The sequence below is a fragment of the Micromonospora sp. CPCC 205739 genome (assembly GCF_036906795.1).
Classification (GTDB): domain Bacteria; phylum Actinomycetota; class Actinomycetes; order Mycobacteriales; family Micromonosporaceae; genus Micromonospora.
This window is the reverse complement of sequence record NZ_JBAKHS010000004.1, coordinates 238,160-261,227: the sequence shown is the minus strand read 5'-3', so window position 1 is coordinate 261,227 and position 23,068 is coordinate 238,160. Positions and strand designations below refer to the sequence as shown.

22 protein-coding genes are annotated in these 23,068 nt (G+C 74.0%); 3 read left to right on the top strand and 19 right to left on the bottom strand.

Annotated features, from left to right (window positions below; all coding sequences use genetic code 11):
* Positions 1 to 69: 69 nt before the first annotated feature.
* The 14 genes from V6U88_RS09445 to eno form a co-directional block, all read right to left on the bottom strand.
* The gene (locus V6U88_RS09445) at positions 70 to 1,446 is read right to left on the bottom strand and encodes a DUF58 domain-containing protein (protein ID WP_334451915.1); all 1,377 of its coding nucleotides are present in this window, start codon (positions 1,444 to 1,446) and stop codon (positions 70 to 72) included.
* The gene (locus tag V6U88_RS09440; RefSeq protein WP_334451635.1) at positions 1,443 to 2,453 is read right to left on the bottom strand and encodes an AAA family ATPase; all 1,011 of its coding nucleotides are present in this window, start codon (positions 2,451 to 2,453) and stop codon (positions 1,443 to 1,445) included. Before V6U88_RS09440 ends, V6U88_RS09445 begins: the two co-directional genes overlap by 4 nt.
* The gene (locus V6U88_RS09435; protein ID WP_442934599.1) at positions 2,453 to 3,040 is read right to left on the bottom strand and encodes a hypothetical protein; all 588 of its coding nucleotides are present in this window, start codon (positions 3,038 to 3,040) and stop codon (positions 2,453 to 2,455) included. Before V6U88_RS09435 ends, V6U88_RS09440 begins: the two co-directional genes overlap by 1 nt.
* Positions 3,041 to 3,074: 34 nt before the next feature.
* Positions 3,075 to 3,818, bottom strand: a complete 744-nt coding sequence (locus V6U88_RS09430; protein WP_334451633.1) for a DUF4129 domain-containing protein — start codon at positions 3,816 to 3,818, stop codon at positions 3,075 to 3,077.
* Positions 3,819 to 3,838: 20 nt separating this feature from the next.
* Entirely contained in the window at positions 3,839 to 4,579 is a 741-nt protein-coding gene (locus V6U88_RS09425; RefSeq protein WP_334451631.1) for a uracil-DNA glycosylase, read from the bottom strand.
* Positions 4,572 to 5,258, bottom strand: a complete 687-nt coding sequence (locus V6U88_RS09420; RefSeq protein WP_334451629.1) for a dienelactone hydrolase family protein — start codon at positions 5,256 to 5,258, stop codon at positions 4,572 to 4,574. The genes V6U88_RS09425 and V6U88_RS09420 overlap by 8 nt, the downstream gene beginning before the upstream one ends.
* Positions 5,259 to 5,460: 202 nt before the next feature.
* Positions 5,461 to 5,967: an LppU/SCO3897 family protein gene (locus V6U88_RS09415; protein ID WP_334451628.1), complete on the bottom strand. Its 507-nt coding sequence runs from the start codon at positions 5,965 to 5,967 to the stop codon at positions 5,461 to 5,463.
* 107 nt (positions 5,968 to 6,074) lie between these two features.
* The gene (locus tag V6U88_RS09410) at positions 6,075 to 7,142 is read right to left on the bottom strand and encodes an HAAS signaling domain-containing protein (protein ID WP_334451627.1); all 1,068 of its coding nucleotides are present in this window, start codon (positions 7,140 to 7,142) and stop codon (positions 6,075 to 6,077) included.
* On the bottom strand, positions 7,139 to 7,471 hold the full coding sequence (locus V6U88_RS09405) for a PadR family transcriptional regulator (RefSeq protein WP_154939485.1): 333 nt from the start codon (positions 7,469 to 7,471) through the stop codon (positions 7,139 to 7,141). Before V6U88_RS09405 ends, V6U88_RS09410 begins: the two co-directional genes overlap by 4 nt.
* Before the next feature lie 82 nt (positions 7,472 to 7,553).
* Positions 7,554 to 8,483 carry a Ppx/GppA phosphatase family protein gene (locus V6U88_RS09400; protein WP_334451912.1) on the bottom strand — a complete coding sequence of 310 codons (930 nt, stop codon included), beginning with the start codon at positions 8,481 to 8,483 and terminating at the stop codon, positions 7,554 to 7,556.
* A 185-nt stretch (positions 8,484 to 8,668) separates the two neighbouring features.
* Entirely contained in the window at positions 8,669 to 9,181 is a 513-nt protein-coding gene (locus V6U88_RS09395) for an amino-acid N-acetyltransferase (RefSeq protein WP_334451625.1), read from the bottom strand.
* A 1-nt stretch (position 9,182) separates the two neighbouring features.
* Positions 9,183 to 9,740: a DUF501 domain-containing protein gene (locus V6U88_RS09390; RefSeq protein WP_334451623.1), complete on the bottom strand. Its 558-nt coding sequence runs from the start codon at positions 9,738 to 9,740 to the stop codon at positions 9,183 to 9,185.
* A gap of 34 nt (positions 9,741 to 9,774) precedes the next feature.
* Complete coding sequence (locus V6U88_RS09385; protein ID WP_334451622.1) at positions 9,775 to 10,395, bottom strand: FtsB family cell division protein; 621 nt, start codon at positions 10,393 to 10,395, stop codon at positions 9,775 to 9,777.
* A 31-nt stretch (positions 10,396 to 10,426) separates the two neighbouring features.
* Positions 10,427 to 11,710: a phosphopyruvate hydratase gene (gene eno, locus V6U88_RS09380; protein ID WP_334451620.1), complete on the bottom strand. Its 1,284-nt coding sequence runs from the start codon at positions 11,708 to 11,710 to the stop codon at positions 10,427 to 10,429.
* 233 nt (positions 11,711 to 11,943) lie between these two features.
* Here eno and V6U88_RS09375 point away from each other — a divergent pair, with 233 nt between their 5' ends.
* Together V6U88_RS09375 and nudC are read left to right on the top strand one after the other, a co-directional pair.
* Positions 11,944 to 12,636, top strand: a complete 693-nt coding sequence (locus V6U88_RS09375; protein WP_334451618.1) for a hypothetical protein — start codon at positions 11,944 to 11,946, stop codon at positions 12,634 to 12,636.
* A complete protein-coding gene (gene nudC / locus V6U88_RS09370) occupies positions 12,633 to 13,535 on the top strand; it encodes an NAD(+) diphosphatase (protein ID WP_334451616.1) in 903 nt (300 codons plus the stop codon). The genes V6U88_RS09375 and nudC overlap by 4 nt, the downstream gene beginning before the upstream one ends.
* A gap of 8 nt (positions 13,536 to 13,543) precedes the next feature.
* Here the strand turns inward: nudC and V6U88_RS09365 are convergent, their stop codons facing one another.
* From V6U88_RS09365 to mfd, 4 genes are all read right to left on the bottom strand, one after another.
* The gene (locus V6U88_RS09365; RefSeq protein WP_334451615.1) at positions 13,544 to 15,163 is read right to left on the bottom strand and encodes a DUF885 domain-containing protein; all 1,620 of its coding nucleotides are present in this window, start codon (positions 15,161 to 15,163) and stop codon (positions 13,544 to 13,546) included.
* An 80-nt stretch (positions 15,164 to 15,243) separates the two neighbouring features.
* A complete protein-coding gene (locus V6U88_RS09360; RefSeq protein ID WP_334451614.1) occupies positions 15,244 to 16,242 on the bottom strand; it encodes a nucleoside triphosphate pyrophosphohydrolase in 999 nt (332 codons plus the stop codon).
* Positions 16,243 to 16,244: 2 nt separating this feature from the next.
* On the bottom strand, positions 16,245 to 17,030 hold the full coding sequence (locus tag V6U88_RS09355; protein ID WP_334451612.1) for a hypothetical protein: 786 nt from the start codon (positions 17,028 to 17,030) through the stop codon (positions 16,245 to 16,247).
* A 61-nt stretch (positions 17,031 to 17,091) separates the two neighbouring features.
* Entirely contained in the window at positions 17,092 to 20,742 is a 3,651-nt protein-coding gene (gene mfd, locus V6U88_RS09350) for a transcription-repair coupling factor (protein ID WP_334451610.1), read from the bottom strand.
* A gap of 278 nt (positions 20,743 to 21,020) precedes the next feature.
* On the opposite strand from mfd, the gene V6U88_RS09345 reads away from it, so the two are divergent.
* Complete coding sequence (locus V6U88_RS09345; RefSeq protein ID WP_334451608.1) at positions 21,021 to 21,932, top strand: cyclase family protein; 912 nt, start codon at positions 21,021 to 21,023, stop codon at positions 21,930 to 21,932.
* A gap of 40 nt (positions 21,933 to 21,972) precedes the next feature.
* On the opposite strand, the gene V6U88_RS09340 is transcribed toward V6U88_RS09345, so the two are convergent.
* On the bottom strand, positions 21,973 to 23,013 hold the full coding sequence (locus tag V6U88_RS09340) for a S66 family peptidase (RefSeq protein ID WP_334451606.1): 1,041 nt from the start codon (positions 23,011 to 23,013) through the stop codon (positions 21,973 to 21,975).
* Between the last annotated feature and the right edge of the window lie 55 nt (positions 23,014 to 23,068).

The window sequence follows — 23,068 nt, the reverse complement described above, 5'->3', positions numbered from 1 at the left end:
TCCTCGCGCTCACCGGTGCCCGCCTTCGTTTCGCGACCGCGGGACTCCGCTGCGCTGCGTTCCGCGCGCTCACCGGGCACCCACCCGTGGGGCGGTGGCCAGGCGGGCCACGTCGCGCAGCACCTGGTCCAGGCTGCCCGCGCCGGCCCAGCGCACCACCGGCACACCGTGCTCACGCAGCTGGGCGATCATCGTGTCCCGGTCCAGCCGCCAGAGCCGGTACGCCACCGGCGCCCAGCCCCGCTCGCCCGGAGGGCTGAGATCGGTGGGCAGGGTGTCCACCGCGACCACGAACCGGCCGCCCCGGGCCAGCCGGGCCAGCATCTGCGCGGAGCGCTCGTCCAGCAGCGGGGTGAGCACCACCACCAACGCGTCGGCGGAGAGCACCTGCGGCCCGAAGACCTGGTCGTACGGCTCGTGCGGGGATGCCTCGGCCCGCACGTCGAGCAGCCACTCCAGCACGGTCAGGTACTGCCGACGGCCGGTGGCGGGGCGCAGCCGGCGGGCCGCCGGCCCGTACTCCAGCATCGCCACCCGGTCACCCCGGTGCAGGTAGTGCTCGGCGATCGCGGCGGAGGCCCGGACGGTGGTGTCCAACACGGACGCCGCGCCCTTCACCCCGCCGGAACGGCCCGCCTCGGCGAGCACGTCGAGCAGGACCACCACCTCGGCGTCCCGATCGGACAGGGTGGCCGCCACGTGCAGCTGCCGGGCCCGCAGCGAGACCCGCCAGTCGATGCGGCGCAGCCGGTCGCCCGGCCCGAAGACCCGTACGCCGGCCAGCTCACCGCCCTCGCCGGGGCGGCGTGAGTGGTGCGCGCCGACCAGCCCGGCCGCCCGGGGCATCGCCTCCACCGCCTCGAACGGCTCGGTCTCCGGATAGACCCGCAGCCGCACCGGGTCGGTGATCACCGCGCGGGAGACCAGCAGCCCGTCGGCGGCGGCGACCCGGGCACCGGCCGGCCCGATCGGGTGCCGCCCCCAGCGCAGCGCGGTGCCGGACAGCTCCAGGTCGACCGCCCGGCCGGTCGGGATCGACGTGACGAAGGGGCGGTCGGCGCCGGAGCGGCGCACGTCCACCCCGGCCCCGCCGAAGCCGACCCGTTCGATGCGCAGCCACGGTGAGACGCGGGCCCGCACCACCGCCACGTCGTACGAGACGGTGTCCGGGTTGCCGACGCTGACCGTGGCGGCCAGCGCGCCCCCCTCGACCAGGTGCGGGTCGTCGGCGAGGATCTCCAGCTGCGGCACGGCGGTGGGCCGGCGGCGCAGCGCGTACGCGGTGCCGAGCGCGAACGGCGCGGCGAGCACGACCAGGTCGACCCGGCCGAGCAGCACGGCGGCGATCAGCAGTGACCCGGTGAGCAGCACCGCCCGGCCCAGCGCCCAGGTGGGCGTCCAGCCCGCCGCCGACTCCGGCCCTTCCTCGGTGGGCACGGCCGTCAGCGCCCCGACCGGCCGGCCGCGTAGCTGGGCAGCGCGCCGCTGGCCGGGGCGGGCGTCTGCTCCAGCACCTCTCCGACCACGAAGGACGGATCGACCCGGCGCAGCCACATCTCCGGCCGCAGCGTGATCCGGTGCGCGAGCGCCGGCGCGGCCACCTCCTTGACGTCCTCCGGCACCACGTAGTCGCGGCCGGCGAAGACCGCCCGGACCCGGGCGAGCAGCAGCAGCGCCAGCGAGCCGCGCGGGGAGGCGCCGACCAGCACCGACGGGTGCTCGCGGGTGGCGGCGGTGAGGTCGACGATGTACCGGCCGACCGAGTCCTCCACCACCACGTCCTCCAGCGCGGTCTGCATGGCACGCAGCGTGGCGGCGTCCACCACCGGTTTGATCTCGGCCTCCTCGCGGCGGCGGGCCATCCGCCGGCGCAGCACGTCCCACTCCTCCTCGCGCTGCGGGTAGCCGAACGACACCCGCAGCAGGAACCGGTCCAGCTGCGCCTCGGGCAGCGGGTACGTCCCCTCGTACTCGATGGGGTTGGCGGTGGCGAGCACGTGGAACGGCTCGTCCAGCCGGTAGGTGACGCCCTCGACGGAGACCTGCTTCTCCTGCATCGCCTCCAGCAGCGCCGACTGGGTCTTCGGCGGCGTCCGGTTGATCTCGTCGGCGAGCAGCAGGTTGGTGAAGAGCGGACCGGCGCGGAAGGAGAAGTCACCGCTGCGCTGGTCGTAGAGGAAGGAGCCGGTGACGTCGGCCGGCAACAGGTCGGGGGTGAACTGGAGGCGGCGGAAGTCCAGGCCGAGGGCCTGCGCGAAGGACCGCGCGGTCAGCGTCTTGCCCAGCCCGGGCAGGTCCTCCAGCAGCACGTGCCCACCGGCCAGGATGCCGGCGAGGACCAGCTCCAGGGACTCCCGCTTACCGACCACGACCTGACCGACCGCGTCCAGCACCGCCCGGGCCAGGTGGCCGACCTCCGTGGCGGGGATGCTTTTGCGATCCACGTCGTTCATCAGATCTTCTCCAGTTCGGCGACGATCGCCGCGAGGTCGCGCGGCGACGGGGGGCGGCGGGAGGGGGTGTCGAGGAACGTCCACAGCGGCTCCCCGAGCAGCGTGCGGGCGCGGGCCGGGTCGGACTCGCGGGTCACGCCGTGCCGCTGGCGCAGCCGCTCGTCGGCCAGTTCGCCCAGGCGCGGCAGGATCCGCTCGGTGAACCGCTTCCGGTTGCCCGAGGACCAGTCCAGCGGCCGTTCCCATCCGTTGATGGCGGCCCGCAGGGCGTCCTGCGAGCCCCAGTTCCAGGCGCCGGGCTCCTCGCCTGCGGGCGGGCGCCCGCCGGCGCGGGGCGGGGGTGGCGGGGCGAGGCCGGCGGTGACCCGGCGGACCGCCAGTACCGCCAGCACACCCGCCACCACGATCCAGATCGGGAGCTGCAGGCCGACCGCGCGCAGGACGGCGAGGACCACCGCGGTGACGGCGGCGGCGACCGCGAGGGTACGCAGCACCGCCCGGCCCCGGCCGCCGCGCTGCCGGCCGGCGTGCGGGGGCGGCTCCTCCTCGAAGCTGAGCAGGTCGTCGAGGCCGGTGCGCTCGCTCACGACCGCACCGCCCGGGGCTCGACGGGTCGCGCGGTCACGCCGGCGTCTCCTCGGCCGTGGTGGCGAGGGCGGCGAGCTCGCCGCGCATCCGGCGCAGCGCGGCCCGGGCCTGGTCGCGCATCCGGGCGTCGACGGTGTGGGTGGCGTAGCGGGCCTCGCGGTAGACGTGGGCGAACCCGTCCAGCACGTCGGCGCCGGCGATGGCGGGCACTCCGGCGGCCGGGTCGCCCCGCAGCAACCGGGTGACCAGGTCGGTCGGGGTGTCCCCGGTACGCCGGGGCACGCCCGCCTCGGTGGCGGCCTCCTCCAGGCGTACCCAGCAGGCGATCACGGCGGTGCGCGGGTCGGTGTCCGCGTCGTCCAGCTCGACCAGTCCGGCGTCGAGGGCGGCGACCACCTCGCGGGCGGTGCCCTCGGCGGTGCGCCGGGCGCGGGCGGTGGGGACGGCCCGGGTGGTGCGGCGCAGGGCGCCCCGGATCAGCGTCCAGGCCAGGTAGCCGAGGGCGACCAGGATGGCCAGGCCCAGCAGGACGATCGCCACGGTGGCGATCCACTGCGGAATGTTCGCCTGGGTCCGCTCGGCGCCGGAGCGCGGCTCGATCGGGATCGAGGGGGCCGGCGCGGCGGAGGGGTAGTCCGGGACGTAGGGGATCTGCTTGGCGGCGGGCGGGATACGGCTCGCGCCGATCGAGGAGTGCCCGGCGGCCAGCGCCGCGGCGGCGAGCAGGAGGGTCACCGCGAGGACGGGCCACCACCTGCGCAGTACGCCGAGGTCCATCGCCACCGTCCCACGCAGCCTCAGTCCACCCCGGCGAGCTGTTTCGCCCGGGCGAACACGTCGTCCAGCATTCCTGGTGTCAGCCGTCCCGTGAAGGTGTTCTGCTGGCTGACGTGGTAGCAACCGAGCAGCTCGGGGGCGGCAGTCCCGGACCAGTGTGCCCCATGGCCGAAGACCGGTCGCGGGCTGGGCGGGCGGACGCCGTACACGTCGCGCAGCACCGGCCACCACGCCGCCCAGGCGAAGGCACCCAGCGCGACCACGACACGCAGGGTGGGCCGGATCAGCGCGACCTCGCGGTGCAGCCACGGCGCGCAGGTGTCCCGCTCCACCGGGGTGGGCTTGTTGTCCGGCGGCGCACAGCGCACGCTGGCGAAGATCCGGGTGTGGGCCAGGGTGAGGCCGTCGTCGGCGGAGACGCTGGTCGGCTGGTTGGCCAGGCCGGCGCGGTGCAGGGCGGCGAAGAGCACGTCGCCGGAGCGGTCCCCGGTGAAGATCCGGCCGGTGCGGTTGCCGCCGTGCGCGGCCGGGGCCAGCCCGAGGATGCCGATCCGGGCGTCCGCCGTGCCGAAGCCGGGCACCGGCCGGCCCCAGTAGTGCTGTTCGCGGAAGGCCGCCCGCTTCGTCCGGGCGACCTCCTCCCGCCAGGCGACCAGGCGCGGGCAGGCGAAGCAGTTGCTGACCGCGCCGTCGAGGTCGGCCAGATCGGTCGCCCGCGCGGCGCGGGCGACCACCTCTGCGGGGGTACGGGGCTCAGCCAAGCTTGGCCCGGAAGAGTTCCAGGGTGCGGGCCCAGGCGGTGGCGGCGGCGCGCTGGTCGAAGTTCTCCGGCCGGTCCTCGTTGAAGAACGCGTGCGCGGTGCCCGGGTAGTCGTAGGTCTGGCAGGTGCCGCCGGCGGTCTCGATCGCCCGGCGGGCGGTCTGTACGCCGTCGGCGGCGGAGAGGCCGTCCGCCTCGGAGCAGTGGATGACGGCGGCCTTGCCCGCGTAGTCGGTCCACTCGGAACGCATCGCCTCCCAGGGCAGCCTCGGGTAGAAGGCGGCGGTGGCAACGATCCGCTCGGAGCGGGTGGCCGCCCAGAGTGCCAGGCTGGCGCCGGCGCAGAACCCCGCGCAGCCGACCTTGCCGGTGACCTCGGGACGCCCGGCCAGGTAGTCCGCCGCGACGGCGATGTCGGCCGCCGCCTCGTCCATCTGCCCGCTGTTCAGCATCTGCCGGGGCTCACTCGGCTTGCTGGCCGGCTGACCGTGCCGGAAGTCCGGGGCGAGGGCGACGAAGCCGGCCTCGGCGAAGCGGTCCGCGACCGACCGGATGTGGGGCACGAGACCCCACCAGTCTTGGATGACGATGACCGCGGGGCTGGCCGCACCGCTGGAGGGTATCGCGAGATACCCCTCGCTCGTCCCACCGTTGCTGGCGTAGCTCACCATCTCGCCCATCGGCCGTCCTCCTAGCGGTCAGTCATCGTTGGCTGGTCGCCCAGTGGTCCTACGTGCCGGTAGCCTGCCACGCCGTGAGCGCGCCGGGAAGACGCGAGAACAGTGGCATATACCTCCCGTTCACCGCATGGTGAACCCGCGTACGACGACGGCGGCGCGGGTGACTTCCCGCGCCGCCGTACGACGGTGGTGCCGAGGCCGGTCAGGCCTTCCTGGTGAGACAGAGCAGGTAGCCCTTGCCGCCCGGGGCGATGTTGTAGAAGAGGTAGCCGTCCTGGTCCGGCTTGATGTACGGCTCGCACGCCTGGCCGGTCTTCGCCTGCGCCTCGGTCTGGTCCTCCACCCGACCGACCACCGTGTAGACGGCCTCGGTCGAGGTGCACTTCACGACCTCGGCGCCGCTGACCGAGCGCTGTTCGGTCCCGGTGACCGTGGGCAGCTCGGCGATGCAGTCCCCGGCCTTGGCCTCGGCCGTCTCATCCTTGTTGAAGAAGGTGCCGATGGCCGTGCCGAGGCCGAACTTGAGGCCGGCGACGACCAGGAACACGCCCACCGCGCCGATGACGGCCAGCGCACGTCCGCCGGACCCCTTCGCCGCCGGCTCGACCGGGGACGCCGCCGGGGCGGCCGGCGCGGTCGCGTCGGGCTGCGCGGCCGGCTCGGGCTGCGCGGCCTGTGGCGCGGGAGGCGGTGCTACCTGCTCTGACACTGAGGGTCCTTCCGAGGGGTGGATGAGCAGACGACACCGTAGCCACCAAGATCGAACTGCGCTGTCCCGTTCCCCTCAGCCGTTCAGCCATTTCCCAGCATGGATCCTCACCCGGTCGGGCCGGGCGTCGGCGCGGCCGGCACGGTCGCGGTCGGAGCCGGCGCGCCCGTGGTCGGCGGTGGTGCGCTCACGGTCGGCGCGGGAGCGGCACCGGTCGGCGCGGGAGCGGCACCGGTCGGCGCGGGAGCGGTCGGCGTCGCCGTGGCCGAGGGCACGGCGGTCGTCGGAACGGTGCCCGGCTGGACCGGCACCGGGGCCGGCGGGCGGGGGCGGAACGGCGCGTCGGCGGGGCAGTACGGGTAGCCGCGCTGCACCGGGTTGACGTCGGGCAGGGCCGGATCGGTGCAGGACGGCCAGCCGAGCCGGATCGGGGTGCCGTTCTGGTCGAAGAGGCGGGCGTTCTCCACCAGCCGCCCCTCGCTGTCGTAGACGTAGACGTCCTGCACCTCGTCGTACGGGGTGCGCACCGAGATCGGGTCGTAGTATTCGCTGGGCCAACGTGCCCGCTGATCGACGCTGACCAGCAGGGACAGCGCGAAGATGATCAGCACGGCGGTGCCGGCTTGCAGCAGGAACCGAGGCCACCGCCGCAGCTCGCCGCCGCGGCGACCCAGCCAGATCGAGGCGAGCACGCAGCCGATCAGCACCACCAGCCCGAGCAGCGGGTTGTCGCCGACCCGGGGCAGCAGAGCGGTCGGGCCGCCGGCGAGCACTCCGAGAAGCAGTGCCGCCAGGTAGCCGCGCAGCACCCACCACGCCGGGCGGAGCAGGCGGAGGAACTCACTCGCCGAGGCGTACCCGAGCAGGGGGCCCAGCCGGGTGTCCAGGCCGGCGAGTCGGACGCGGGCCCGGCTCGCGGCGGCGCCGAACCGCTGCTCCAGGCCGAGCCGGCCGGCGGACCGCTCACCCGCCCCGGCCGCGGCCCGCAGCTCGGCCGCGTACGCCTCCGGCTCGCCCAGCCGCTCCACCAGCGAACCGCCGTCCTCGGCGGCGACCTCGGCGAGGTGCTCCGGCAGGTCCTCGGTCAACTCGTCGCGGGCCTCCGGCGGCAGGTCGGCCAGCGCGGCCCGCACCCGCTCCACGTAGTCCGTGATCTCCTGCCCAGTGACGGTCATGCCGCCATCCCCCGATCGTCGAGCAGCCTGTCCATGGTGGTGGCGAACGAGCGCCAGGTCTTGCCGGAGCGGGTGAGCTGGTCACGGCCGGCGGCGTTGAGCGCGTAGTACTTGCGGTGCGGCCCGGACTCGCTGGGCACCACGTACGTGGTGAGCAGGCCGGCGCCGAAGAGCCGGCGCAGCGTGCCGTAGACCGAGGCGTCGCCGACCTCGTCGAGACCGGCCTCGCGGAGCCGGCGCAGGATGTCGTACCCGTAACCGTCCTCGTCCTTGAGGACGGCGAGGACGGCCAGATCGAGCACACCCTTGAGCAGTTGTGTGGTGTCCACGCTTCGCACACTACTGCGCAGTGCGAAGTACCGTCAACAACACGCTAGTAGGACGGCTCCCCTTTTCGGAGGCCGACTGCGGTCAGGCGAGGGACCAGGCGATGCCGTCGAGGATGTCGTGCTCGGAGGCGACCACGGAGGGCATCCCGGCCCGCTCCATGATCACGCGAAGGACCAGCGCGCCCGCGCCGATCACGTCGGCCCGGCCCGGGTGCATCACGGGGATGGCCAGCCGCTGCTCGCGGGTCTTCGCCAGCAGGTCGGCGGTCACGTCGGCCACCTGCTCGTACGACACCCGGGCGTGGTGGATGCGCGCCGGGTCGTACTCGGTCAGCCCTTGCGCGATGGCGACGACGGTGGTGACCGAGCCGGCCAGGCCGACCAGCGTGGCCGCCTCGCGGCCGGGGACGGCCTCCAGCGCGCGGTCCACGGCGACCGCGATGTCGGCCTGCGCGGCGGCGATCTCGTCCAGGGTGGGCGGGTCGCCGTGCAGGTGCCGCTCGGTCATCCGGACGCAGCCGATGTCCATCGAGATCGCCGCCTGCACCCCGCCCTCCCGGGTGCCGACGACGAACTCCGTCGAGCCGCCCCCGATGTCGACCACCAGGTACGGCGGCTTCGCGTCGGCGGGCAGCCCCCGCACCGCGCCGGTGAAGGAGAGCCGGGCCTCCTCGTCGCCGGTGACCACCTCGGGCGCGACGCCGAGGGTCTGCTCGACCATGGCCCGGAAGTCGCCGGCGTTGGAGGCGTCCCGGGAGGCGGACGTGGCACACATCCGCACCCGCTCGGCGCCCAGCTTCTCGATCTCGGCGGCGTAGTCGGCCAGCGCCACCCTCGTCCGCTCGATCGCCTCCGGAGCCAGCCGGCCCGTCTTGTCGACGCCCTGGCCGAGCCGGACGATCTCCATCCGACGGGTCAGGTCGACCAGCGGCGCCTGCGCACCGGCCGACGGGTCAGGCAGGTCGGCGACCAGCAGGCGGATGGAGTTGGTCCCGCAGTCGATGGCGGCCACACGCGTCGTCACGGCAGCAACCCTACGGCAGCCTCACCGTCCCAACCCGTCGGTCGCCGACGGCGGCATCACCCCCGTCGAGGGTGATACCTGAGAGTCATTTTGATGCCTCTGCGGTATCACGCTCGCCGGGGTGGCCGTGTCCGGAGGGCGCGGCCGGGGGCAGCACGCCGAGGGCGGATCGGCTACAGGCGCAGCAGCATCCGCGTGTTGCCCAGGGTGTTCGGCTTGACCCGCTCCAGGTTCAGGAACTCCGCGACACCCTCGTCGTACGAGCGCAGCAGCTGTTCGTAGACCGGCTGCGGCACCGGCGCCCCGTCGATCTCGGTGAAGCCGAACGAGCCGAAGAAGCGGGTCTCGAAGGTGAGCACGAAGATCCGCGCGACGCCCAGCTCCCGGGCGGCGTCGATCAGCTCGCCCACGATCCGGTGACCGATCTTCCGGCCCCGGCACACCGGGTCCACCGCCACCGTGCGGATCTCGGCCAGGTCCTCCCACATCACGTGCAGCGCGCCACAGCCGACCACGGCACCGTCACCGGTCACCGCGACCCGGAACTCCTGCACGTCCTCGTAGAGGGTGACGGTCGCCTTGCTCAGCAGCCGCCGGTCGTCGGTGTAGGTGTCGACCAGCCGCCGGATGCCGCGCACGTCCCCGGTGCGCGCCCGGCGTACGACGATCTCGTCGGCGGCGCTCACGTCACTCCGCCGCCGGCACGTCCACGCAGGGCCCCGCCGCCCACCACTTCTCCACCAGCGCCAGCGTCTCGTCGCCGAACGGGTTGACCCCCGGCCCGGCGCCGAGCGCGTGCCCCAGGTGCACGTGCAGGCACTTCACCCGGCCCGGCATCCCACCGGCGGAGATGCCGGCGATCTCGGGTACCTGGCCGATCGCCTCCCGCCGGGCGAGGTAGTCCTCGTGCGCCGCCCGGTAGCGGGCGGCCAGCTCCGGGTCCTCGGCGAGCCGGTCGGCCATCTCCTTCATCAGCCCGGCCGACTCCAGCCGGCTGCACGCCGCCGTGGCCCGGGGGCAGGTCAGGTAGAACAGCGTCGGGAAGGGCGTGCCGTCGGCCAGTCGCGGCGTCGTCTCCACCACGTCGGGCAGCCCGCACGGGCACCGGTGGGCCACCGCCCGGGTACCGCGCGGCGGGCGTCCGAGCTGCGCGGCCACCGCGGCCAGGTCGGCCTCGGTGGCCGGTTCCCGCTGCGGCAGGGGTACGGAGTCCGCCGCCGGCTCCTGCGGTGGTACGACAGTCACGGTGCCCATCTCTCGTTCGGTGCTCGGGTGGTGCTCACTTCTCGGGGCGCTCGCCGTTCGCCGCCCGCACGCTCGACCAGAGCGTGTCGTACCAGGGGTCGGGGGCCTTCGGCGGGACCGGCGGCTTGCCGGCATTGGCGTCCCGCGCCGCGCCCTCCGGGTCGTTCAGCACGATCACCGGGACCTCGCCCGGCGGGACCATGTAGAACCGCTCCCGCGCCTGGATCTTGATGTACTCCTTGTCCTGCCACTTCGCCGCCTCGGCGGACAGGTCGGAGATGCGCTGCCGCTGGGCGGCCTGGGACGCCTCCATCCGCTCGATGTCCACCTGCTGATCCAGGTAGACCCGGACCGGATAGGTGTACGCCAGGGCGAGCGCGATCAGCACCGCGAAGAGCACGGTGGCCCGCCCGGTGAAGCGTCGGGGGTGGGGTGCGGTGAGCCGCTTGATGGTGCCGCCGGCCGCCGTACGACGGGCGGCGGGACGGCTCGCGGAGCGTACGCCCTCGGCGCCCCGCGCCCGGCCCGCGGTGGCCCGCGGCTCGGCGCGGACCCCGCCGTCGCGCACGGTCGGCCGGGCGCCACGGGCCCCGCCCGGCCGACCGGTCGGTCGACGGGCGGGGCGCTGACCGCCCGGTGTGCGGCGCTGCTGCATCGTCACACCCCTCCCCCGAGGCTTTCGCGCGTCAGGCCGAACGGTAACGCGGGAACGCGCCCGCACCCGCGTACCGCGCCGCGTCGGCCAGCTCCTCCTCGATCCGCAGGAGCTGGTTGTACTTGGCGACCCGGTCCGAGCGGGCCGGGGCACCGGTCTTGATCTGACCGCAGCCGGTGGCGACCGCCAGGTCGGCGATGGTGGTGTCCTCGGTCTCGCCGGAACGGTGGCTCATCATGCACTTGAAGCCGGCCCGGTGGGCCAGGTCCACCGCGTCCAGCGTCTCGGTCAGCGAACCGATCTGGTTGACCTTGACCAGCACCGCGTTCGCGGCCCGCTCCGCGATGCCCCGGGCGATGCGCTGCGGGTTGGTCACGAAGAGGTCGTCACCGACGATCTGGATCCGGTCGCCGACCGCGGCGGTCAGGGTCGCCCAGCCGCTCCAGTCGTCCTCCGACAGCGGGTCCTCGATGGAGACGATCGGGTAGTCGCCGATGAGCTTGGTGTAGTAGTTGCTCATCTCCTCGGCGGACTTGGCGCTGCCCTCGAAGGTGTAGGTGCCGTTGTCGAAGAACTCGGTGGCGGCGACGTCGAGGGCGAAGACGATGTCGGTGCCGAGCCGGTAGCCGGCCTTCTCCACCGCCTCGGCGATCAGGTCCAGCGCGGCGGCGTTGCTCGGCAGGTTCGGGGCGAAGCCGCCCTCGTCACCGAGGCCGGTCGACAGGCCCTTCTTCTTCAGCACCGACTTCAGCGCGTGGTAGACCTCGGCGCCGGAGCGCAGCGCCTCACGGAAGCTGGGCGCGCCGATCGGCGCGATCATGAACTCCTGGACGTCGACGTTGGAGTCGGCGTGCGCCCCGCCGTTGAGGATGTTCATCATCGGCACCGGCAGCAGGTGCGCGTTCGGGCCACCCAGGTAGCGGAAGAGGCTCAGCTCGGCGCTGCCCGCGGCGGCCTTCGCCACCGCCAGGGAGACGCCCAGGATGGCGTTGGCGCCCAGCTCGGCCTTGTTGTCGGTGCCGTCGAGGTCGAGCATCTTCTGGTCGATCAGCCGCTGCTCACTGGCCTCGTAGCCGATGAGCTGGTCGACGATCTTGTCCTCGATGTTGGTGACCGCGTTCTCGACGCCCTTGCCCTGGTAGCGGTCGGCGTCACCGTCGCGCAGCTCGATCGCCTCGAAGGCGCCGGTGGAGGCGCCGGAGGGCACCGCGGCGCGGGCGATCGTGCCGTCGTCGAGCCCGACCTCGACCTCGACCGTCGGGTTGCCCCGCGAGTCGAGAATCTCCCGGGCGACGATTCCCTCGATGGTTGCCACTGAGTCGCTCCTCGTTCGTGTGTGCGAATCCGGTATGGGCCGCGACGGTGCGGCTGGGGCAGGTGTTGAACGCAGCGTATCGGGCGGCGCCCGGCCGCACGTCGTCGCCCGCCGTACCCACCGCACCGTGAATCGCCACCGGCGCGAGGGCTGAGACGGACATTCCCGGATTCTCGGGCCTCAACCGGCAACGGGTTTGCGTCGGGTGGACCCGATCGACCACCCTGGTCGCCATGCCCGCCGTATCGACCACTCTCCGCGTGCTGGCCGTGTCGCTCGCCGCGTCGCTCACGGTGACCGGATGCCAGACCCTGGACGACGCCGGACGGGCGCTGGGCCGGGCCGACCTGGTCAACGACCTGGCCGCCCGGATGGACGGCGCACTGACCGGGACCTGGGCCGCGGACTACCGCTTCGCCGGCGGCCGGACGGCCTCGATCGCGCAGACGGAGGAGCCGCTGCGCTCCTCCTACACCTGGTCCGACGGCAAGATCACGGTGACCCAGGAGGCCGTCACCCGGTGCGAGATCACCGGCGGGCGGACCGCCTGCACCGTGCTGCCGCCGGAGCTGACCGCCGGCAAGCCCTCCGTGGTCGTCTACACGGAGGCGGACAAGCGAGGGCTGGTCACCCCACCGGCCGTGATGGCGCTGCTCACCGAGGCCGCCCTCGACCCGCAGGCCCAGATCACCCAGTCCGACACCACCGTCGCCGGGCACCACGCCACCTGCGTGGACGTGCGCCGCTCGGCCGGCGACTTCACCACCTGCGTCACCACCGAGGGGGTGCTGGGCAGCTTCACCGGCACCCTCGACGGCACCCCGACCGAGGTGGCGCTGACCCGCTACACCGAGACGGTCGACGCGACCGTCTTCGCCGTGCCGGCGGGTGCGGGTGTGGTGGACCGCCGGCCGACCGTCTCGTGACCACGCCCTCCCCCGAGCTTCCCGCCGACCCGGCCACCGCCGGCGAACCGGCGATGCGCAACGGCGAGGGTTTCCTGCCCGGAGCGGACGGCAGCGCCGCGCCGGCCCCGGACGACCTGGCTCTGCCGGTCTCCGGCCGCCGGGTGCTCACCCGGGCCGACGGGCAGCCCGCCCGCGTCGGCGAGCTGCCCGCCGGCACCGACTGGGTGCCGATCGGCACGCTGGACGGCGTACCGGCCTGGGCGGCCGAGGTCGCCGAGGCGGCCGGGAGCGACCAGCCGACCGGGCGCTGGCGCAGCTGGCGGTCGCTCGCCGCCGAGCTGCCGGAGCCGTACGCCACGGCGGCCGGGCGGGCGCTGGCGGTGGTCACCTGGCGGCGTACCCACCGGTGGTGCGGGGCCTGCCGCGCCGAGCTGGCCGACGTGCCCGGCGAGACGTCCCGCCGGTGCCCGGGCTGCGACCTCTACGTGCCGATGCGGCTCTCCGCCGCCGTGCTCACCGCGATCACCCGCCCCGGCCCGGCCGGCGGCCCCGACGAGCTGCTGCTGGTCCGGCACGCGTACGGGCCGACGGAGCTGTGGGCGCTGGTGGCCGGGTTCGTGGAGGCGGGCGAGACGCTGGAGGCGGCGGTCCGCCGGGAGGTCGGCGAGGAGGTCGGGCTCGCCGTCGACCGGGTGGCGTACTTCGGCAGCCAGCCGTGGGCGATGTCCGGCCCGGGGACGCTGCTGACCGGGTTCACCGCCACCGCCGCCGACCCGACGGCGGAGCCGGTGGTGGACGCGCGCGAACTGGTCGAGGCGCGCTGGTTCCCGCTGGACGCGCTGCCGGCGGAGCTGCCGCCGGCGTACTCCATCTCGCGCTGGCTGATCGACGCGACGGTGACCGCCGGGGGGCGCTGAGACCCGCCTCAGATGCCCAGCAGGGTGCGCAGGTGGCGCGGCGGCGGGCAGTCGTGCGCGAGCATCGCGTCGTGCCAGTCGCGCACCGACACCCCGTCCGGGCGCGACGAGGCGATGTCGGCCATCTCGCTGTAGCCGACGAAGTAGGTGGAGAGCTGGGTGGAGGTCAGCAGCGCCCGCCGCCACTTGCCGGCCGCCTCGCCCTCCTCCTGGAAGCCGCGCCCGGTCATCAGCGCCATCGCCTCGGACTCGGGCAGCTCCTCGCAGTGCACCAGCTGGTCGAGCAGCGCGTTGATGGTCATCCGCAGCTGCATCTTGAGCTGCTGCAACCGCACCGGCAGGCCGCCGAAGCCGAGGCCGGCCATCAGCTCCTCGGTGTAGACCGCCCAGCCCTCGATGAACACCCCGGACTCGGTCAGCGGGCGGACCCGGGTCGGGCCGGCGTACCGGCGGGCGTGGGCGAGCTGGAGGAAGTGACCGGGCATCGCCTCGTGCACGGTCAGGTTGCGGATCATGTGGTCGTTGTACTCCCGGTAGAACGACTCGACCCGGTGCGCGGGCCACTCCGCCGGGGTGGGCGCGATGCAGTAGAAGGTGGGCAGCGCCGCCGTCTCCAGCGGGCCGGGCGAGTCGCAGTAGGCGACCGCGACGCCCCGGGCGAACTCGGGCATCTCCTGGATCACGCACGGGTCGTCGACCAGGGTGATCAGGTCGTGGTGCCGGACGAAGTCGACGGCCTCGTCCAGCGTGGTCGAGGCGAGGTCCACGATGGAGCTGTCGTCCGGGTGCTCGGCGGCGAGCAGGTCCAGCGCGCGGCGTACCGTCTCGTCGTCGGCCGGCCCGCCGACCAGCTCGACGGCCGCCGCGCGGATCTCCTCGGTGACCCGCTCCAGGTTGGCCCAGGCGCGGCGCTGCACCTCGGCGGCGCCCAGCTCGGTGTCGAGGGTGTGCCACAGCCGCGCCTCCCAGCGCCGCCGGCCCAGCCGGGGGTCGCGCCCCGGCCCGGCGTCGGCGGCGAGCCCGCCGCGCAGCCAGGCCACGAACTCCTCCAGCGCTGCGATGGCCCCGGTGGCGGCCGGCTCCACCCGGTCGAACAGCGCGGGCGCCTGCGCCAGCAGCAGGGGTACCTCGTCGCGGATCAGCGCGGCCGTGCCGGTGAACTGCCCCACCGCCGTCTCGGCGTGGATCCGCGGCATGTCGCGCAGCGTCGCGCGCGCGGTCGCCAGCGCATCGGGTACGGCCGACAGCCGCCCGGTCAGGTGGGTGAGGCGCTCCTCGACCGGGGCGTACGGGCGGGCCACCAGCGCGTGCAGCAGCGGCCCCGGGTTGTGCCGCAGCGGGTCCCACTCGTACGCGCGGATCTCGCCCAGCTCGAACAGCTCCCGGTCGACCAGGGCGCTGAGCAGCGCGTGGTCGACCTGCTCCTCGACGTCGAGCGCGTCGGGGTCCAGCTCGGAGAGCGCGTCGGCGGCCTCCCGCAGCATCGCCTGGTCGGCCTTGACCGCCTCCGGGGAGAGGTCGGGCAGCCGGTCGTCGTAGCGGTGGTCCCCGGCGGAGGTGGCGAGCCCGGGGCGGCTCTCCAGCAACGCCTCGACGATCCGCTCCGCCAGCGGCACGAACTCTTCCATCCCCCGACCCTACCGACCCCACCGTCCACCCATGGGCCGGTGATCACGAAGTTCGCGTACCTCCGGCGGGTCGCTGTTGATCAGCTTGGCTCGGCGGGCGGGGTGGACCCGGTTGCCTCGGCGGTGCGGACGGCGTCGGCGTAGGCGAGGGTGGTGCGGCGCAGCGCCGCCTCGGGGTCGATGCCGGCCTGCCTCGCCGCGGCGACGGTGGCCAGGAGGCTGGCACCGAGTCTCGCCTCGGGGTCCACCTGGGTGTCGGCCAGCGGGGGCGGGACGGCCAGGCCGACCCGAGCCGCGCGGTCCAGGATCTTGGCGGCCAGGGCGAGCGCGGGCTGGCTCAGCGCGACGCCGTCCAGCACCGATGCCCGGGCCTTCTCGGCCTGCTTGATCCGCTCCCAGCTCGCCTCGATCTCCTCCAGCGTGCCGGTCTCCGCACCGGCGAAGACGTGCGGATTGCGGCGAACCATCTTGTCCACCAGGCCGCCGGCCACGTCGTCGACGCTCCACCGCTCGTCCTCGGGCAGCTCCTCGGCGAGCCGGGCGTGCAGCAGCACCTGGAGCAGCACGTCGCCCAGCTCCTCGCGGAGCGCGTCGGTGTCGTCGGCGCTGATCGCGTCGTAGGCCTCGTAGCACTCCTCCAGCAGGAAGCCGGCGAGGCTGCGGTGGGTCTGCGAGCGCTTCCACGGGTCGCCGCCGGGCGAGGCGAGCCGGTCCATCACCTCGACCGCGTCGAGCAGCCGTGCGCCGGGCGGGTCCCAGGAGCCGTACATCAGCTCCAGCTCGGCCAGCCCCGGCTTGCGGGCCAGCCGCAGGCCCAGCTCCCGGGCGAGCGCCTCGTCACCGGCGGGACCGGCCAACCAGACCGCCGTGCCGTGCGCGGCCACCGCGTCGAGCAGCGCCTGCGTCGCGCCGGTCTCCACCACCGTGACCTCGGCGCCCGCCGCCCGCACCGCCGTGGTCAGCGCGCTCTCCGCGCCGGCCAGCACCGGCGCGGAGCGTACGACGTCCCAGGCGGCGGCGGTCAGCAGGCCGGCCGGCAGCCGGGGCGACGTGACCAGCAGGACGATCCGGGCGGGCATGCTCAGGGGGCCACCGGCCCGGTCGGCTCGGCCGGGGTGGCGACCGGCTCCGGGGTCGAGATGTCGGTCACCGGGCCGCTGGCGTCGACGTACGGCAGGGCGTAGAAGACCAGCTCCTGGCCCTTGTTGACCCAGGACGGGACGCCGAGCGGCCGGAAGCGCGGGTTGACCGACAGGTCCACCTTGTCGGCCTGCTCCTCCAGCGCGGCGCTGAGCGCCGACGCGGTACGGACGAAGCCGCCCTCACCGAAGAGCTGCCGCACCTGGGCCACCGAGAGGCCGGACTGGATCCCGCCGGTCTTCTCGATCGCGTCGTAGACGGCCATCACCGCGGCGTCGCTGAGCTCGGCCGGCGGCAGCTTCTGGGTGAGCACCAGGGAGATGTCGGCCCACTCGCCCCAGAGCTTGGCGAACTCGGCCTGCGCCGGCATCTGCAGCTGCGGGGCGAGCTGCTCCGGGGTGACCTGGTCCGTCACCTGCAGGCCCTGCTCGGCCACGACCTTCCGGCCCAGGTCGATGCTGACCAGCAGGTTCACCACGTCCTGCCGGGTCACCGCGGAGCGGAGCTGCTCCGCGGTCGGGGTGACGCCGGCCTGCGTCGCGCTCTGGCGGATCGCCTCCGCGTACTTCGCCTGGGCGTCCTCGTAGATCGCGTCGACCCGGGCGACCGAGTAGGTCCGGTCACCGACGTACGCGGCCACGTCGGGCGAGGACTTCCCGCAGGCGGCGAGGGAGAGGACACCGAGAGCCGCGACGCTGGCGGCGGCGATGAGACGGCGTGCACGCATGCCGGTCACTCTCTCATGCTCGGCACGGTGGTGTGACGCCGCCCACCACGGGCGCGCAGCCTCACGCCGACGCCCCCGCCAGCGCCGCCGGCTCGCCCAGCACGTCGGAGAGAAGCTGCGCGCACCACTCCAGCAGTGCCTGGTCGCGCAGCGGCTCGCCGCCGACCCGGCGGGTGCTCGGCCGGGGCACGCTGACCTGGTCGAGCGCGGACTTGTAGACCGAGTCCGGGTGGTAGCGCTTGAGCCGCAGCTGCTTGGAGTCGGGCAGCGGCAGCGGGCCGAACCGGATGTGCTTGCCCTGCATCGACACGTCGGTCAGGCCGTACCGGCGGGCCAGCAGGCGGAACCGGGCCACCGCGACCAGGTTCTGCACCGGGGCGGGCGGCTCGCCGTACCGGTCGGTCATCTCGGCCACCACCTCGCGCAGCCGCTCCTCGTCGCGCGCCTCGGCCAGCTTGCGGTACATCTCCAGGCGCAGCCGCTCCACGCCGACGTAGTCGTGCGGCAGGTGCGCGTCGATCGGAAGGTCGATCTTGACGTCGACCTCCTCCTCGGTGCGCTCGCCCTTGAACGCCGACACCGCCTCACCGACCATCCGGACGTACAGGTCGAAGCCGACGCCCTCGATGTGGCCGGACTGCTCGCCGCCGAGCAGGTTGCCGGCGCCCCGGATCTCCAGGTCCTTCATCGCCACGTACATGCCGGCGCCCAGCTCGGTGTGCTGGGCGATGGTGGCCAGCCGCTCGTGGGCGTGCTCGGTGAGCGGCTTCTCCGGCGGGTAGAGGAAGTACGCGTACGCCCGCTCCCGGCCCCGGCCGACCCGGCCCCGGATCTGGTGCAGCTGGGCCAGGCCGAGCAGGTCGGCCCGCTCCACGATCAGGGTGTTGGCGTTCGGGATGTCGATGCCGGACTCCACGATGGTGGTGCAGACCAGGACGTCGAACTCCTTCTCCCAGAAGCCGACCATCACCTTCTCCAGCGCGTCCTCGCCCATCTGGCCGTGCGCCACCGCCACCCGCGCCTCCGGCACCAGCTCGCGGATGCGCCGGGCCGCCTTGTCGATCGACTCGACCCGGTTGTGCAGGTAGAAGACCTGCCCGTCGCGGAGCAGCTCGCGGTGGATGGAGGCGGCCACCTGCCGGTCGTCGTACGCCCCGACGAAGGTGAGCACCGGGTGCCGCTCCTCCGGCGGGGTGGCGATGGTGGACATCTCCCGGATGCCGGTGATCGCCATCTCCAGCGTCCGGGGGATCGGCGTGGCCGACATGCTGAGCACGTCGACCGAGGCGCGCAGGCTCTTCAGGTGCTCCTTGTGCTCGACGCCGAAGCGCTGCTCCTCGTCGACGATGACCAGGCCGAGCTGCTTGAACCGGGTGGCCGTCTGGAGCAGCCGGTGGGTGCCGATGACGATGTCCACCGTCCCGTCGGCCACCATCTCCAGGGTCCGCTCGGACTCCTTCGGCGTCTGGAACCGGGACAGCTGCCGGATCTGCACCGGGAACTGGCTCATCCGCTCGGCGAAGGTGTTGTAGTGCTGCTGCACCAGCAGCGTGGTCGGCACCAGCACCGCCACCTGCTTGCCGTCCTGCACCGCCTTGAACGCCGCGCGCACCGCGATCTCGGTCTTGCCGTAGCCGACGTCGCCGCAGATCAGCCGGTCCATCGGGACCGTCTGCTCCATGTCCCGCTTGACCTCTTCGATCGCGGCGAGCTGGTCCGGCGTCTCCTGCCAGGGGAAGGCGTCCTCCAGCTCCCGCTGCCACGGGGTGTCGGGGCCGAACGAGTGCCCCTTGGACGCCTTGCGGGCGGCGTAGAGCTGGATCAGCTGCGCGGCGATCTCCTTGACCGCCTTGCGGGCCCGCGCCTTGGACTTCTGCCAGTCCGAGCCGCCCATCTTGTGCAGGGTGGGCTGCTCGCCGCCGACGTAGCGGGAGAGCTGGTCGAGCTGGTCGGTGGGGACGAAGAGCCGGTCGCCGGGCTGGCCGCGCTTGCTCGCCGCGTACTCGATGACCAGGTACTCCCGGGAGGCGCCGTTGACGGTGCGCTGCACCAGCTCGACGTAGCGGCCGATGCCGTGCTGCTCGTGCACCACGTGGTCGCCGGCCTTGAGCTCCAGCGGGTCGATGGTGTTGCGCCGCCGGCTCGGCATCTTGCGCATGTCCCGGGTGGAGGTGCCCCGGCCGCCGGTGACGTCGTTGCCGGTGAGCAGCACGAACTTCGACGCCTCGTCGACGAAGCCGGCGGTCAGGCGACCGCAGCTGACCAGCAGCTCGCCCGGGGCGGGCGCGGTCGGCACCTCCTCGACCAGCCGGGCGCCCAGACCGGCGTCGCGGAGCACCTCGACGGCCCGCTCGGCGGGACCGTGCCCCTCGAAGACCAGCGCGACCGACCAGCCCTCGCCGGCCCAGCGCTTGATGTCGTCGACCACCCGCGAGGTCTCCCCGTGGTAGAGCGGAGCGGGCTGCGCGGCCAGGCTCACCGCGATCGCGTCGTCGGGCGTGACGTCCACCTCGGCCGGCTCGTCCTCCCAGGGCTGCCGGACCTCCGCGGTGGCACCGGCCTCGCCCAGACCGAACGGGGCGAGGGTCCACCAGGGCTGGCGCAGCGTGCGGGCCGCCGCGCGTACCTCGGCCAGGGTCTTGAAGGCAGCGGCGCCGAGGTCGACCGGGGCCTGACCGCCGGTCGCGGCCGCGGCCCAGCTGGCCTGGAGGAACTCGTCCGAGGTACGGACCAGGTCGTGCGCCCGGGTACGGATCCGCTCCGGGTCGCAGAGCAGTACGTGGGTGCCGGCCGGCATGCAGTCCAGCAGCAGCTCCAGGCTCTCGTTGCCGAGCAGCGCCGGGACCAGCGACTCCATCCCCTCGACGGGGATGCCCTCGGCCAGCTTGTCGAGGATCTCGGCCAGCTCGGGGTGCTCTCCGGCCAGGGCGGCGGCCCGCTCCCGCACCGCCGGGGTGAGCAGCAGCTCCCGGCAGGGCGGCGCCCAGAGCTGCGGGACGCCCTCGATGGTGCGCTGGTCGGCCACCGCGAAGGTGCGGATCTCCTCCACCTCGTCGCCCCAGAACTCGACCCGGGACGGGTGCTCGTCGGTGGGCGGGAAGACGTCCAGGATGCCGCCGCGGACGGCGAACTCGCCGCGCTTGGTGACCAGGTCGACCCGCGCGTACGCCATGTCGGTGAGCCGGCGGGCGACCTCCTCCAGATCGGCCTCGTCGCCGGCGGACAGCTGCACCGGTTCGAGGTCGCCGAGCCCCTTGAGCTGCGGTTGCAGCAGCGACCGCACCGGCGCGACGACCACCCGCAGCGGGCCGGTGCGGCCGTGCGCGTCGGCCGACTGCGGGTGCGCCAACCGGCGCAGCACCGCCAACCGGCGGCCGACGGTGTCGGAGCGGGGCGAGAGCCGCTCGTGGGGCAGCGTCTCCCAGGACGGGAAGACCGCCACCTGCTCGGGCGGGAGCAGGCTGCCCAACGCCGAGGCCAGGTCGTCGGCCTCGCGGGTGGTGGCGGTCACGGCGAGCACCGGGCGGCCGGCGCCGCCACCGGGCCCTCCGTCGATCGGGTCGGCCGCGACGGCGGCGACGGCGAACGGTCGCAGCGCCGCCGGGGCGGTGAGATCGAGGCCGTCGACCTGGGCGGCACCGGAGCGCGCCAGGTCACGCGCCCGGGCCAGCCCGGGATCGGCCAGGGCGGCGGAGAAGAGTCCGGTGAGCATCTGTGATCACTTCCAGGAAATCGACGCACGGCGACGGCCCCGCGTCCAGCCGGACGGGGGGTGCACCCGTCGAGACTATCCCGCCCGGCGGACAATCCGGGCCCAGCCGTGAGGGCCGGCCCGGGACCCGCCCACCCCCACCCCCACGGGCACGAATTCCCGGAACGAGTGGCACGTCGCAGGCCACTTTTCATCGGAAAGCGCGGGGATCTCGACCCGGGTGGGGGCGGCGCGAGGGGATCTTGACGGGGCTGTGTGGGGCGTGGTCGGGTGGGTGGATGGGGAAGCAGTACCGGGCGCGGTTCGACGCGGAGGTCACGTTCGCCAACGGGGGTGGGCTGCGGACCGACGGGTTCCGGCTGGACATCCCGGGGCCGGAGATCGACGACGCGGCGCTGGCCGCGCTCTTCGTCCGCCACCTGGGGCTGCTGATGGTCGCCGAGGTGCGGATCAGCGGCAAGACGATCGTCGAGGAGCCGCACAAGGGCGGCCGGGGCGTCACCACTGACCGGGGTGACACGGGCCGCCGCCTGGTCGAGCTGAGTCACGTGATCACCAACGGCATGGTCACCCTGCCCGGGTGGCCGGGCCCGTCGATCAGCGAGTGGCTGACCCGCGAGGCGTCCCGGGCGAGCTACGCCCCGGGCACCGAGTTCCAGGTGGGCCGGATCGACATGATCGCCAACACCGGGACGTACCTGGACACGCCCGCGCATCGCTGGGCCGACGGCGTCGACCTCACCGGCACCCCGCTGGACCGCCTCGCCGACCTGCCCGGCGTGGTGGTCCGGGTGCCGGCCGGCACCCGCGCGGTGGACCGGCTGCTGCTGGCGCCGTACGACGTCGCCGGGCGCGCGGTGCTGCTGCACACCGGCTGGTCCGCGCACTTCGGCACCGACCGGTACGGCGCACCGGACGCCCCCTACCTGACCGGGGACGGGGCTCGCGCCCTGGTGGAGGCGGGTGCCGCGCTGGTCGGCATCGACTCGGTCAACATCGACGACATGACCCCGGCGGCCGGGGGTGAGCGCCCCGTGCACAGCGCGCTGCTGGCCGCCGGCATCCCGATCGTGGAGCACCTGACCGGCCTGGACGGCCTGCCCCCGGAAGGGTTCCGCTTCACCGCCGCCCCGCCGATGGTGGCCGGCATGAGCACCTTCCCGGTCCGCGCCTTCGCCGTCGTCGGCTGACCGGCGCACCCCGACGTGCGGCGGAGGCCAGGACCGCCGGTCAGTACCGCACGGAGATCCGCCGCTCGACGGCGTCCACCCGGATCTCGCCGCCGTACGGGATGATCAGCTGCGGGTCGGTGTGGCCGAGGTCGACGTCGAAGACCACCACCGCGTCCGGGCGGTACGGGGCCAGCGCCCGGGTGACCGCCTCCCGCTGCGCCGCGGCCCAGGCCAGCCGATCGGCGACCGGCCGGGGGTTGTCGAAGTCCCACGCCTTGGGGCGGCCGACGACGACGGCGGGGAAGGCGGCGAGCAGCCCCCGCTCCCCCATGTTCCGCACGATCCGGAACACCTCCTGGGCGGACGGCAGCTCCTGCGAGGTTTCGAGGACCAGCACCGAGCCGGCCAGTTCGGCGGCGGTGGGGACGCGGTCGGCGGCCATCAGCCAGTGCAGGATCTCCAGGTTGCCGCCCCAGGTGCGCCCCTGCACCACCGTCGACGGCCCCTGCCAGCGCCAGCCGGTGCCGGGGAACATCACCGGCTCGTCGGCCAGGGTGGCCGGGTCGCGCCAGTCCCGCGGCTCGTCACCCCACTCCGGCGCGGGCGTCAGGTCGTACCAGCCGGAGGTGAAGAGGGCGGCGCGCAGCGAGTCGAGGGTGAGCGGGTGCGCCCTGCCGGACCGGCCGAGGTGCACCAGCACCGATCCGCCGTGGTACGCCACGATGCCCAGCCGGTACAGGTGGTTGAGGACGTTGGTGTTGTCCGAGTAGCCGAAGTACGGCTTCGGGTTGGCCCGCAGCACCGCGTCGTCCAGGTGCGGGGTGACCGTGATCAGGTCGTCGCCGCCCACGGTGGCCAGCACGGCGGTGACCGTCGGGTCGGCGAAGGCGGCGGTGAGGTCCCGGGCCCGCTCCCTCGGGTCCGCGCCCATCGTCCGGGTGGTCGGGTACTCCACCGGCTCCAGGCCGAACTCCTCGCGCAGCCGGCGCAGGCCCAGTTCGTACACGTGGGGGAAGAGGCCCGGCAGGCCGGCGGAGGGTGAGACGACCGCGACCCGGTCGCCGGGGCGGGGCTTGCGGGGGTAGTTCGGGGAGGTCATGTCCGGACGCTACCGGCCGCGACCAACCGCTTTTCCGATCGTCCGACCGACCCGG

Coding starts and splice junctions, on each gene's coding strand:
- V6U88_RS09375 (WP_334451618.1), top strand. CDS start 11,944: ATGCCCGCCGTATCGACCACTCTCCGCGTGCTGGCCGTGTCGCTCGCC.
- V6U88_RS09430 (WP_334451633.1), bottom strand. CDS start 3,818: ATGGACCTCGGCGTACTGCGCAGGTGGTGGCCCGTCCTCGCGGTGACC.
- V6U88_RS09440 (WP_334451635.1), bottom strand. CDS start 2,453: ATGAACGACGTGGATCGCAAAAGCATCCCCGCCACGGAGGTCGGCCAC.
- V6U88_RS09420 (WP_334451629.1), bottom strand. CDS start 5,258: ATGGGCGAGATGGTGAGCTACGCCAGCAACGGTGGGACGAGCGAGGGG.
- V6U88_RS09385 (WP_334451622.1), bottom strand. CDS start 10,395: ATGCAGCAGCGCCGCACACCGGGCGGTCAGCGCCCCGCCCGTCGACCG.
- V6U88_RS09365 (WP_334451615.1), bottom strand. CDS start 15,163: ATGGAAGAGTTCGTGCCGCTGGCGGAGCGGATCGTCGAGGCGTTGCTG.
- V6U88_RS09410 (WP_334451627.1), bottom strand. CDS start 7,142: ATGACCGTCACTGGGCAGGAGATCACGGACTACGTGGAGCGGGTGCGG.
- mfd (WP_334451610.1), bottom strand. CDS start 20,742: ATGCTCACCGGACTCTTCTCCGCCGCCCTGGCCGATCCCGGGCTGGCC.
- V6U88_RS09360 (WP_334451614.1), bottom strand. CDS start 16,242: ATGCCCGCCCGGATCGTCCTGCTGGTCACGTCGCCCCGGCTGCCGGCC.
- V6U88_RS09355 (WP_334451612.1), bottom strand. CDS start 17,030: ATGCGTGCACGCCGTCTCATCGCCGCCGCCAGCGTCGCGGCTCTCGGT.
- V6U88_RS09345 (WP_334451608.1), top strand. CDS start 21,021: ATGGGGAAGCAGTACCGGGCGCGGTTCGACGCGGAGGTCACGTTCGCC.
- V6U88_RS09340 (WP_334451606.1), bottom strand. CDS start 23,013: ATGACCTCCCCGAACTACCCCCGCAAGCCCCGCCCCGGCGACCGGGTC.